The sequence below is a fragment of the Oleiphilus sp. HI0132 genome (assembly GCF_001635845.1).
The window spans coordinates 1-13,099 of record NZ_LWGJ01001375.1 but is presented as its reverse complement, the minus strand read 5'-3'; the positions used below and the strand labels follow the sequence as shown (position 1 = coordinate 13,099).

General features: G+C 42.5%; 8 protein-coding genes. 3 read left to right on the top strand and 5 right to left on the bottom strand.

Going from position 1 to position 13,099, the window contains the following annotated elements:
- A complete protein-coding gene (gene gyrA, locus A3766_RS21100) occupies window positions 1-2,625 on the bottom strand; it encodes a DNA gyrase subunit A (RefSeq protein ID WP_068515502.1) in 2,625 nt (874 codons plus the stop codon).
- Between the two features lie 199 nt (window positions 2,626-2,824).
- On the opposite strand from gyrA, the gene A3766_RS21095 reads away from it, so the two are divergent.
- Together A3766_RS21095 and A3766_RS21090 are read left to right on the top strand one after the other, a co-directional pair.
- Window positions 2,825-4,075, top strand: a complete 1,251-nt coding sequence (locus tag A3766_RS21095) for a response regulator (RefSeq protein ID WP_068515504.1) — start codon at window positions 2,825-2,827, stop codon at window positions 4,073-4,075.
- Between the two features lie 151 nt (window positions 4,076-4,226).
- Window positions 4,227-4,436, top strand: coding sequence for a hypothetical protein (locus A3766_RS21090; RefSeq protein WP_068515507.1), 210 nt, complete (start codon window positions 4,227-4,229; stop codon window positions 4,434-4,436).
- Window positions 4,437-4,495: 59 nt separating this feature from the next.
- On the opposite strand, the gene A3766_RS21085 is transcribed toward A3766_RS21090, so the two are convergent.
- Both A3766_RS21085 and A3766_RS21080 read right to left on the bottom strand, forming a co-directional pair.
- Complete coding sequence (locus A3766_RS21085) at window positions 4,496-5,098, bottom strand: peroxiredoxin (protein WP_068515509.1); 603 nt, start codon at window positions 5,096-5,098, stop codon at window positions 4,496-4,498.
- A 216-nt stretch (window positions 5,099-5,314) separates the two neighbouring features.
- Complete coding sequence (locus A3766_RS21080; protein ID WP_068515512.1) at window positions 5,315-7,306, bottom strand: SDR family oxidoreductase; 1,992 nt, start codon at window positions 7,304-7,306, stop codon at window positions 5,315-5,317.
- 362 nt (window positions 7,307-7,668) lie between these two features.
- Between A3766_RS21080 and A3766_RS21075 the strand changes: the two genes are divergently transcribed.
- The gene (locus tag A3766_RS21075) at window positions 7,669-10,512 is read left to right on the top strand and encodes an insulinase family protein (RefSeq protein ID WP_156490641.1); all 2,844 of its coding nucleotides are present in this window, start codon (window positions 7,669-7,671) and stop codon (window positions 10,510-10,512) included.
- Window positions 10,513-10,560: 48 nt separating this feature from the next.
- On the opposite strand, the gene sbcB is transcribed toward A3766_RS21075, so the two are convergent.
- Both sbcB and A3766_RS21065 read right to left on the bottom strand, forming a co-directional pair.
- On the bottom strand, window positions 10,561-12,003 hold the full coding sequence (gene sbcB, locus A3766_RS21070; RefSeq protein ID WP_068512962.1) for an exodeoxyribonuclease I: 1,443 nt from the start codon (window positions 12,001-12,003) through the stop codon (window positions 10,561-10,563).
- An 84-nt stretch (window positions 12,004-12,087) separates the two neighbouring features.
- Window positions 12,088-12,975, bottom strand: a complete 888-nt coding sequence (locus tag A3766_RS21065; protein ID WP_156490548.1) for a DUF6160 family protein — start codon at window positions 12,973-12,975, stop codon at window positions 12,088-12,090.
- Window positions 12,976-13,099 lie beyond the last annotated feature (124 nt).

Sequence of the window (13,099 nt, the reverse complement as noted above, 5' to 3'; positions counted from 1 at the left end):
TTAGGCCTCAGGTGATTGATCTGAAGATTCATCTGATTCACTCGAAGCGCCTGCCTCAACAGTATCAGTTCCCTCTTCTATTTCTTGTTCATCAAGACTAGACTCATCAACACGCTCCACACCAACTAAATGCTCATTCTCTTGAGATAGCTTGATCAGCCTTACACCCTGAGTATTTCGACCGAGGATCGAAACTTCTTCTGTACGAGTTCTAACCAAAGTGCCTTTATCGGAAATAAGCATCAGCTCATCACCTTCCTTAACTTGAACCGCAGACACCAACAAACCATTTCGCTCGGAGCATTGCATTGCAATCACGCCTTGACCACCACGCCCGATTACTGAGAATTCATCCATGCGAGTACGCTTACCGTAACCATTTTCACTTGCAACCAATAACAGGCCTTCTTCTTCAGGAATAATCAAGGATACAACCTGATGCTCTTCAGCTATTTTAATACCGCGAACACCTCGAGCAGTTCGTCCCATCGCTCTTACATTTGACTCATGGAAGCGAATCATCTTACCCGAGTTACTCATCAACATAATGTCACGGTCACCATCAGTGATCGAGGCTCCGATCAACGTATCCCCGTCATCAAGAGCTAAAGCAATCAAACCAGAACTACGTGGGCGAGCAAAGTTTTCGAGCGGAGTTTTCTTAACCGTACCGTTAGCTGTAGCCATAAAGATAAAGTTATTTTCAGTGTACTCATGAACAGGCAAGAAAGTCGTTACGCGTTCGCCTTCATCCAATGGCAGAATATTCACCATTGGGCGACCACGAGAACCACGGCTGGCCTGCGGAATTTCGAACACTCTCAACCAGTAAACCTTACCTTTATTGGTAAAGCATAAAATCGTATCGTGGGAATTGGCCACGAGTAGTTTTTCGATAAAGTCTTCATCCTTCATCGACGTTGCAGACTTCCCTCGACCACCGCGACGCTGAGCCTGATAATCTTCAACAGGCTGAGTTTTTGCATAGCCTCCATGAGAAATAGTAACTACCAGGTCTTCTTCATTGATTAAATCTGCAACTGTCAAATCACGACGTGAAGAAATAATCTCACTACGGCGCTCATCTCCATACTCTTCAAGAACCGCTTCAAGCTCCTCACGAATAACCTGCATCAATTTAACCGGATCACTCAGAATCGCTAAAAACTCTCCGATTCGCTCTAGTATCTCACGATATTCGCCAATGAGTTTTTCCGTTTCCAAACCGGTCAAACGGTGCAAACGCATATTCAGAATTTCTTGAGCCTGAGTTGGCGATAAGTAATATTTACCATCACGCAAGCCATACTGTGGTTCTAAATCATCTGGGCGACAGGCATTCTCACCTGCACTAGCAAGCATCGCGGTCACATCACCAGGACTCCAAGCTTGAGCCAAGAGTTTTTCTTTCGCTTCCGCAGAACTTGGTGACTTCTTGATTAACTCAATAACCGGATCGATATTTGCCAAAGCAACCGTTAAACCTTCCAACACATGCCCACGCTCTCTCGCTTTACGGAGCAAGTAGACTGTTCTACGAGTAACGACTTCTCTTCGGTGCTTGACGAATATTTCTAGCGATTGCTTTAGATTGATCGTCTTTGGCTCACCATCAACCAAAGCAACCATATTAATACCAAATACGTTCTCAAGTTGAGTCTGGGCATAAAGGTTGTTCATGATCACTTCAGGCATTTCGCCACGTCGAAGTTCGATCACTATTCGCATACCTTCTTTATTAGACTCGTCACGAAGCTCGGTAATACCTTCGATCTTCTTGTCTTTAACAAGCTCGGCTATTTTCTCTATCAAACGGGCTTTATTAACCTGATATGGAATTTCTGTAACGACAATGCGCTCTTTTCCATTCTTATCGGTCTCGACCTCATAGCGCGCTCTTAAATAAATTTTCCCGCGGCCAGTCTGGTAAGCCTGGACTATCCCTGCACGACCATTAATAATCGCAGCGGTTGGAAAATCTGGACCTGGAATAATTTCCATCAACTCTTCACAGGTAATATCACTATTTTCCATCAGAGCAAGGCAAGCACCAACAACTTCAGTTAAGTTGTGTGGTGGAATATTAGTCGCCATACCAACAGCGATACCTGACGAGCCATTCACCAACAGGTTAGGAACTCTAGTCGGCATAACTTCGGGTATCTGCTCGGTACCGTCATAGTTAGGAACAAAATCGACTGTTTCTTTGTCCAAGTCAGCAAGCAACGAATGAGCAAGCTTCTGCATACGAATTTCGGTATATCGCATCGCAGCTGGGTTATCACCATCTATGGAACCAAAGTTACCCTGTCCATCTACAAGCATGTAACGCAAAGAGAAAGGCTGAGCCATTCGTACAATCGTATCGTATACGGCGGAGTCACCATGAGGGTGATATTTACCGATTACGTCACCGACGACACGTGCTGACTTCTTGTACGCCTTGTTCCAGTCATTCCCCAGTTCGCTCATCGCAAACAAGACTCGACGATGCACAGGCTTGAGACCGTCACGCGCATCAGGCAAGGCACGACCAACGATAACACTCATCGCATAATCGAGATACGACTGCTTCAATTCGTCTTCAATATTAACTGGAAGGATTTCTTTCGCTTGATCACCCATATGGACAGCGTTCCTGTTTATTCTGATTATTAAAATAAAGGTCGCGATTCTAACATATTTGAATGTCAAAAGTGACCATATTTAAACTTTTTGAAGACTAAAAACTGGAGACTATGCGAGGAACTACTAAGCTGATAGATAAACCCACGGCTTCTATATAGCGCCCTTTTATTATGTACAGACTAGCGTACCCTCAACTATGAAAAAATTCTTACTTGTTGAAGACAGCTCGATTGTTGTAAAAATCATCAAACACATCAACAAAAGCAATGCTGGCTTCCCTTTTGACATCGCCACGTCCTTCGCAGAAGCAAAGGAACACATTCAAAATAATGGCGCAGATGCGTACCTTGTTGCAGTGGTCGACCTAAACCTTCCTGACGCACCGGATGGAGAAGTCGTTGACTACACCATTGCAGAAAAAATCCCCACCATCGTACTCACGGGAAATTACGATGAAGAGAAAAGGGAGAAAATGCTGGAAAAGCGAATCGTCGACTACGTTGTAAAAGAAAGCCGCTTCTCTTACGAGTATGTCATAAAGCTGATTAAGCGCCTTGAAAAAAACCAGCATATAAAAATTCTTGTAGCAGACGACTCCAAAATGTCTCGCCGCTACATTCAACAGCAACTTGAGACACACCTTTATCAAGTGCACACCGCAGACGATGGCGACACGGCTTTAGAGGCCCTTGAACAACACCCAGATATTAAACTACTGATTACCGATTACAACATGCCAAGAATGAACGGCTTTGACTTGGTCAAAAACATCCGAAAAGAGGTGAGCAAGAATGAGCTGGTTATAATCGGCTTGTCTGGTGAAGGTGACGGAAAACTAACTGCCAAGTTCATAAAAAATGGCGCAAACGACTTCTTGAACAAACCCTTTAGCCATGAAGAGTTTCATTGCCGCATTTTACACAACATCGAAAACCTTGAGCATTCCCAAACGCTTAAATATCTCGCCTTCCATGACTTTGTTACAGGGCTGCCCAACAAACAGAAGTTCTTTCTTGATGGGAACAAAGAGTTAGAAAAGGCCGTAAGCCAGAGCACCCCAGTATCTGTTGCTCTACTCTCTGTTGACCAAATGCATAACATTCAAGACAAGCACGGCCTGGATGCGCCCGATATCACCATGCGCAATCTAACCACCCTGCTACCAAAGGCATTCAATCGCTTCCAATACGCTCGAATAAACGACTCTGACGTTGCAATACTTATGGCAGGGCTAAGCCTGGAACAAGCAGCAAAGCTTGTAGACGGCTTTAGGGAGCTAGTTGAAGACCATATTGTTATGATAGATGAGTTCAGCTTCAACTTCACTGTTTCAGCAGGAATAACCGAGAACAACAATAACTCTTTAATTGAGCTTTTAAAAAATGCTGACAATCGCCTGTATCTAGCCCGAGAAAATGGTGAAAATCAGGTATGGTTTGAAGACTAAGCAAGTCCTGCAAGATATACTTGCAGCGAAGAGATAGCCCTGACTATACTCTTACAGCACCAACACACCGTGATATTCTGCTTTTGTCACAATAAAAATAAAAACTATCGGGCACAGCAACTGCCTGAAACACAAGAAAGGTAGAACAACAATGAGTAACGCCACACCTTGGTATCATGATTATAGCGACTATATATCTGGCGCTCTTTTCGGGCTGATTACCCTGGATATTTTCATGCTTTTGATTCATGGAATTACTGAGCGCTCTTTATCAGACTACAGCATGGGAACGCTAGCTATCACCATCCCCATAATGCTCGTATGGAGCTTTGAACGACTTTATTCAAAACAAGAGCACTAAAAAACAAAAAAGCCCAACTTAATGTTGGGCTTTTTCATATTACAAAGACTTATCGACCATTAAAGATTGTCGGCATTCTCTGATAAGTATGCAGCAACGCCATCAGGAGAAGCGTTCATACCTTTGTCACCTTTATTCCAACCTGCAGGACAAACCTCGCCATGCTCTTCATGGAATTGAAGCGCGTCAACTAGACGAATCAATTCGTCCATATTACGACCAAGCGGTAAATCGTTAACGATTTGCGAACGAACAGTACCGTTAGTATCAATCAAAAATGCACCACGGAATGCAACACCACCTTCTGACTCAACATCATAAGCCTTACAAATATCGTGGTTCATGTCTGCTGCTAGCGTATAACCTACCTGACCAATACCACCATCATTGATTGGAGTGTTTCTCCAAGCGTTGTGAGTGAAGTGAGAATCGATAGAAACACCAATAACTTCAACGCCACGAGCTTTGAAGTCATCCATTCTGTGATCCAGAGCAATCAACTCAGATGGACAAACAAAAGTAAAATCTAATGGATAAAAGAACACCAAGGCATACTTGCCTTTTGTCGCTTCAGAAAACGTAAATTCATCAACGATAGAACCGTCACCTAGTACTGCAGATACTGTAAAATCAGGAGCTTGCTTACCAACTAAAACACTCATTAGTTATTACCTTCCTTAAAAGTTTTATTCGATAGAGATACAGAACGTATCTCTTAGTGTGGTTAAAACAACGTGGCTATATTACACAGCCAGTAAAAATAATTACACCATTTCTTAGTTACTTTTTCTGAAAAAGTAAGCTTCTAAAAAAGAAAAAGAGGCCGAAGCCCCTTTTCTATTACTACATAGCATCAAATACTAGCTAGACAAAACGCCTTACCAGTGAATACCACGCATGATCGCAGCGAATGCAACCTGCTCTGTTGAAACTTTTGGCTTTTCATTAGCTTGCCCCTTACCTTGAGCCGCAGCTGAATCAGGGAACATCTTATAGCCAGTATTCATTACAATCTCACCAACCTTAGGAGCTAAGCAGTGAAGTACTGCAGCAAAAGTCCCCAAGCGTGTAGCGATACGCTTTGGTCGATGCACAATCGCTTCAGCAATCAAATCTGCCGCATCATCTGGCGACAATGTCGGAACAGAGTCGTAGATCTTAGTTGGGCCAATCATCGGCGTACGCACAAGCGGCATATTAATCGTTGTGAAAGTCACATTACTATCGGAAAATTCTGACGCAGCACAACGTGAGAATGCATCCAAAGCAGCTTTTGATGCAACGTATGCAGAAAAGCGTGGAGCATTAGTTAGTACCCCAATAGAGGAAATATTAACGATATGGCCGCACTTACGTTCTAGCATTGATGGCGCGAACCCCATAATCAAACGCAAAGAACCAAAGTAGTTTAGCTGCATAGTTCGTTCATAATCATGGAAACGGTCAAATGCATGGTTAATCGCACGTCTGATCGAGCGGCCTGCGTTATTAATCAAATAATCAACATGACCATGATCTTTTAGCACGGCTTCAACGAACTCATCACAGTTATTCATGTCCGCGAAGTCGCAACGATAAGCATGCACTTCACCCTTACCTTTTGCTTGTAGCTCAGCCTTAACTTCGTCCAGAGTCTCTTGCGTTCTAGCAGCGATACATACGATTGCCTCAGCATCTACCAATTTATGCGCAGTCGCCAATCCGATACCCGATGTTGCACCCGTGACAACACAAACTTTTCCACCAACAGTACCTTTTAAGGAACGATCTTTATGTAAATCTGGGTCTAGGTTACGCTCCCAAAAATCCCAAATAGCAGGTGCGTAGGATTCTAGACGAGGAACTTCGATTCCTGATCCTTTCAATACACGCTCTGTTTCGCGAGAGTCGAACTTTGTTGGGTAATTGATAAAACCCATTGCCGACTCTGGAACACCAAAATCATTTAAAACCGCACTCGTAATACGCTTAACAGGAGGAAGGTTCTTTAGGCCATTCCTAACCATTGAAGGAATAAAACCAAACATGCGAGAATCAACACGCATTGTCATGGTTGGCGCATGACCAGCTTCGGCAAAAATATTTAGAACCTCACCAACCTTGTGTGGGTCTGGGTCAGTCAAATGGAAACATTTTCCATCTTCACCATCTGCATGGGAAATATGATCAATTGCATCAACAATAAAGTCGACCGGCACAACGTTAATGCGGCCACCTTCAATACCAATAGTAGGCATCCACTTTGGTAAAGTGTTACGAATTTTTTGCAGCATTTTGAAGAAGTAATATGGACCGTCAATCTTGTCGATCTCACCAGTCTTAGAGTGCCCCACAACCATACCAGGACGATAGATTCTGAAAGGAATAGAGCATTCGTCTCGAACAGCCTTTTCCGAGTCATGTTTTGTTTGAAGGTATGGATCGTCAAGGTTCTCGGCCTCTTCGAACATATCCTCTCTAAACGTCCCCTTATAAAGACCAGCTGCTGCGATCGAACTAATATGGTTAAAACAGCCTGCTTGCATTTCTGTCGCGGCAACAATTGCGTTTCTTGTGCCCTGTACATTTACTGCTTTCTGAATTTCAGCACCAGCGTTCAAATCATAGATCGCTGCTAGATGATAAAAGTGCTTAACATTTCCTTTGAGCTCGGCCATTTGAGCATCAGAGATACCCAGGTTATCCTGAGTCAAATCGCCAACGATCGCTACAACGTCATCACCTGACACGTTAAAACGCTCAAGCAATTCCTCATAGCGCTCCATACTGGACTCTTGTGTAAGAAGATATATCTTCTCACCACGCGCGATTAGTTTCTCAACTAAAAAACGACCAATAAAACCGGTTCCACCGGTCAAAAAATAGCTCATTACTTAATACCCCGAAAAGAATAAATTGATTGCGCTTCGCTCAGAATTCGCTTACCAATGGATAACTAGTTAATTCCCTGCATCAGTATCTTAAGTCTGAAATCAAATGCGACCACACCAAAGATAATTGTAGTATAAAGCCAAAAATATGCTGAAATATAATACTAATCGGCCATGTGACCTTATTTTAACTACAGATTACGTAGATACATTACTCTAATATATATAATTATGTTATTAACGTGAACTTGCTTTAACAAAAGCCCCTATCAAGCTGAAATAACACTATACTAGCTCACTAAACTTACTTTGATCATCGAGGAATTTCTGTGTTCGGAATATCAATTTTACGGCCAGTTTATTTGCTTTTCATATTATGCGCTGTAGGTATTATATCTAGTAATGTTAACGCCTCCCTTTCTATAGAAAAAAGCCCTAATGATAGCCGGCACTACGATTACTTAGTACTAGAAAACAAACTTCGAGTCTTGCTGGTTTCCGACCCAAATACCGATAAATCTTCTGCGTCTCTAGACGTTAATATTGGCAGCGCAAGTGACCCTCTTGAATATCCGGGCTTGGCCCACTTTCTTGAACATATGCTCTTCCTTGGCACTGAAAAATTCCCTGAGCCTGATGCTTATCAGAAATATATCACTCAACATGGCGGCTCACACAATGCATATACTTCACCTGAAAATACAAACTATTTCTTTGATATCCGACCCGAATTCCTAGAAGCGGCGCTTGAACGCTTTTCTGAGCAGTTCACTCACCCGCTTTTTAACGCCGAGTATGTCGAGCGTGAAGTTAACGCTGTTCATTCCGAATACACATCCAAAGTCAAGGATGATGGACGACGCTTTTATTCTGTAATAAAAGCAGTATTAGCCGACGATCACCCCTATAGCCGCTTTTCTGTTGGAAACCTTGAAACCCTGAGTGACAAAGGCGAAGAAAAGTTACGCGACACTTTATTAGAGTTTTATCAAAAGAATTACTCTGCGAATCAAATGACTTTGGTAATTTTGGGGAAAGAGCCTCTTTCAACACTTAAAAAGTGGACACTAGCCAAGTTCAGTAACATTCCAAACAGCAACGTCGAGTTTACCGACATATCGCAAGATTTCTTCGCAGAAGATTTCCTACCTGTAAAAGTTGAAGCGCAATCGATAATGGACAAGCGATCAATGATGCTCGCATTCCCCATACCATCATCAAGCCTTCACCAAGACTCAAAGCCTGTATCCTACCTATCAAACCTGATTGGCCATGAGGGTAAAGGCAGCCTATTGTCGGCATTAAAAAATGAAAACCTAGTCGACTCACTATCGGCCGGTGCAGAGTTTGATACTAGAGTCAAAGAACTGTTTGTTATCCGCATGAGCTTGACTCAGTTTGGCTTTGACAACCAGGAACGAATTCTAGAGACCATTCATAGTTATATTGACCTTCTACGTAAAGAAGGCCTGAAAAAGCTTTACTTTGACGAACAAAAAACCATGTTAGATATTGCTTTTAACTATCAAGAGAAAAGTGAACCCATTCATTTCACGAGCAAGCTATCAAGGGCGCTCCAGTTTACTTCAGCAGAAGATATTCTTATCAAGCCCTACTCGCTCAAGCAGTTCGATCACGAGTTATACAAAACATACTTAAGCCATCTTAATCCCAAGAATATGTTTGTTGCGGTTAGCGCTAAAGCAGTTGTTGGAAAACGGTTTACTGACTGGTACGACGCACCCTATAACATTCAAGAACTGGATCAGAACCTTCTGGATAAACTCATCAAGCCTAAGCAGGACAATAGGCTAAGCCTGCCAGAGAAAAACATTTTTATTCCGGAAAACATATCAATAGTTAAAACGATGAATACTGAAAAGCCAGAGCTTCTGCTCAAACAACTTGGCTTAGAAGTATGGCATCACACTGACACTAGCTTTGGCACGCCTAAATCAAACTTATTCCTTACCATACGCTCCCCTGAAGCGCTTAAGTCTGCGGCAACGCTAAATATGACAGATCTTTTAGTAAAACTTCTAACTGACTCGCTTAATGAATATAGCTACCCTGCCTATCTTGCAGGCCTTCATTACGAGCTATACAAGCATATGCGTGGTGTAACCATCAAAATCAGCGGGTACAGCGATAGACAGGCCCAACTTCTAAGCAAGTTACTTAACACCGTTAAATATGCAGAGTTTTCTCCCTCTCGTTTCTCTATAATGAAAGAACGCTTGTCTAGAAGCCTATCAAACGCAAAAGATAAGAAGCCATTTCAGCAAGCTATTTCCAAAGCTCAGAACGTAGTTATTGCTCCTTCTTGGAATGAAGAAGAACGTCTGAGCGCACTTAGAGATATAAAACTAGAAGATATTAATCAGTTTCGTGAAGACTTTCTGTCTCAACTAGATATAGCAGTGTTGAGTAGCGGAAACCTATCGCGTGCATCAACACTCAATAATGCACAATTAATTCAAAGCATATTACTTGATAAGGCAACTAAGACCGAGGTCAGCCGCGCCAAAATTCGCCGCATACCACCTAAGACTCCTTGGCTCAACACGCTCGACACCGAGCACAGTGATACCGGCTTTGTTCACTATGTACAAGGAAAAACTACTAGTCACAAAGAACGTGCTAAGTACTTACTACTCACTCAAATACTCTCTAGTGATTACTACAACCAAGTCCGCACTCAAAAACAAATGGGTTACATCGTATTCGCAACAAATTTTGAGTTGCTTGAAGTACCGGCTATAGCGTTCATTGTTCAGTCCCCTAGTAACACAGGCCAAGAGCTTTATAAGGAAACCAAGGCGTTCATTCATACAAGCTTAGAGACAGTTAGGTCAACAAGCAAAGCTGACTTGAACAAGCACAAGAGCTCGGTTGTTGCAAACCTACTAAAGCAAGACAACACCCTTTATTCACGCTCCAATAGGTTTTGGAAAGACATTGATATAAAAAATGTAGACTTCGACACCAAAGAACAATTAGCTAAAGAAGTGAACTCTCTTACCTTAGAAGATATGAGCACTCTAGTTCAGAACATTATTGCTGACGAAAACGGGGTGCTTACTGTTGTCGCAAAATCTAATTCTGAAAACTCTCAGGCAAGAGAACCAGAAAAGACAGAAATTAACAGCGCCGAGGGCATGACGAATCTTTCTACTGAACAATGGCAAGGGTTCAGCAAGTTCTAGAAAAAGCTTATTTAGCTTCAGATAGCCCGCGCTATCTGAAGCTCTTTACTAGGCATATGGAATGATAGACTCACCATAGAACCGGAGATCTTCAAGCACCGACTGAGATTTAGAGTCGATATCCGATTGAGATATTGCATGAATGCGATCGAAGAACTCTTTAAAAGTAAGGTACCCGCCATCGGCGCTCATCAATTTGTTTGCACAATACCGCTCCCACTTTGACTGCTCTTCCTCCGTCAAAGTTTGAGGAAAGTTTCGCGCTTTGTAGCGAAACAATAATTCCGGCAAACGACTATCCTGAAATCTAAACTCCTCTTCCTCCAACTCAATATCACTGGCCTGCCTAACGCGCGACATCTCAGCTTTATCATGGGTAGAGAAAAAACCACCGCTATATATCATCAAGTCGGGGTCTGTTTCGTTTCTCTCGGGGGAGCTCAGGCTGAACACTTCTTTAATTTTTTCAACAAATATTGGGTTATTTCTGATCCATTCTAAGTGTGACCTCATCAAATCCAGATTCAGCTCCCAGCGTTCAAGTCGTTCAGCAGACATCGTCTTTATCATTGCAGCAGGAACAACCATTGGGCATTTATTTACATGAATCGCCTTGATTGCTGGCCGCTCTTCGCCCTCAGAAAGCTGCGCCGAAGGCATGTAAAGCCGACGCTGAATCTCTTCATTGCTCAGCGCAAACAAGTAAGCAGGGTCTTGCCTTAGATCAAAACAGATAAAGGAATTTTTATTCTTGGAGTCTTGAAATAGCGGCACAATAAGCGCACAACACCCTTTACTTGCAGGAAATTTCGAAGAAACATGAAAAACCGGTTTAAGCTTATTTGGTTCGAGTAACTCTAGTACCTTATGCTTGTCTCTATTTTTAAAAACATAGTCGAACAATTGTGGCTGTGCTGACTTGATTAGCTTAGCTAGGCCGATGGTGGCATAAACATCACTCATCGCGTCATGTGCTGACAAGTGCTCAATACCATTAGCTTGACTTAAGACCTCAAGCCTAAAGCTTGGCGTTCCAGAGTCATCACAAGGCCAATTGATCCCTTCGGGTCGAAGAGCGTAAGTTAAACGCACAACATCGATTAAGTCCCAGCGTGAATTACCGTTTTTCCACTCTCGCTCATAAGGGTCTATAAAGTTCCTATAAAACAGGTTTCGAGTGATTTCATCATCAAAGCGAATACTATTATAGCCAGCCACACAGGTAGACGGGACTGAAAAAATCTCTTCTACCTTCTTGGCAAACTCGACCTCAGAGAAACCGTTTTCTTGTGCATATTGAGGTGTGATGCCAGTAATTAAGCAAGCTTCTGGAGAAGGCAAAGCATCTTCTGAAGGGCGACAGTAAAAAGTCGTTGGCTCTTCGATGATATTTAAATCTAAATCGGTTCTAACACCGGCAAACTGACTTGGCCTATCTCGGCGAGTATCTGCGCCGAATGTTTCGTAGTCGTGCCAAAAGATGGACTGCATTAGAACCTCCTAATCTAAGAAGGTTCATATTGTACTCTATAGGCTTGCTTTTCGAGAACTGTAAGATTAATAAAGGAAAAGATTTTACGGCTTAAATAAACCAACACCACGGTCGATATATTCCACCCGAACTCGTTCAGTACCATTAGCATTAGTGCCGGTATTCATATCTATATGAAGAGAAGTAGGTATGTTAATAAATACACCTGAAGCAGTGGTCATCTGACCATCACTCGTTGACCAGTCGGTGTCTTCTTTCTGAAAAGAGATGAAAAAGTCGTTGGTGTAATCAACATTACCTGTTGTAGAGTTTCTCTGCCCAACATCAAGAGTCTTATAGTCTGCAAGGTCATAACAGTAAAAACCCGAATTACAATCCGTTGCACCTCCACTTTGATCATTACCTACACCAAAATACTTAGCACGAGTATTATCGACATCGCCACTTAAGTTAAGCATCGATGCTTGGTAATCATCGCCAAAGAAATCAGTAATCGTAGCGCCAACGTTACCAGAAATACTATCAAAGTCACCGCTAAGCTGACCACGAGCTTCACCAAAGCCCAAACGAAAGCCTACAAGCTCATCGGTAGCGTCTTTGGCAATTTCGAAATACGGATCATTTACTTCAAAAGGAATAATATCGTTTACCGCGTAAGTTTGCCCATCTAGCTGAACTTGAGCGGCATCAGTAGATATAGAACCAAATGCTAGGTTAGTAGCAGAGAAGTCAGCGCCTAACTCACCATCTCTTTCGTATTTACCTAACTCAACATTATTAATGTTCATCTGCATTTTTGATTCCATACCCAATGTAACGCGGGTATAGCTATTCGAGCCTATTTGATCAATATCAAAGGCAACAGCGGCTTGGCCAGAGTATTGACTCAGCTCATCATCAGCAATGGGCTTAAGCTCAGCCACTACATCAACTGAGGCTACAGCCAAAACTGTAAAAAATAATTTTTTCAACCGATTTCCCATACCTGCGGAATTACCTATTCAAGTTCCATTAACGAATTGTTCGGCGACCCAAAATCTACAACTAAAACTCTATTGCTTTGTCTTTGTATTATTTTTTATAAGCGAATGTAAC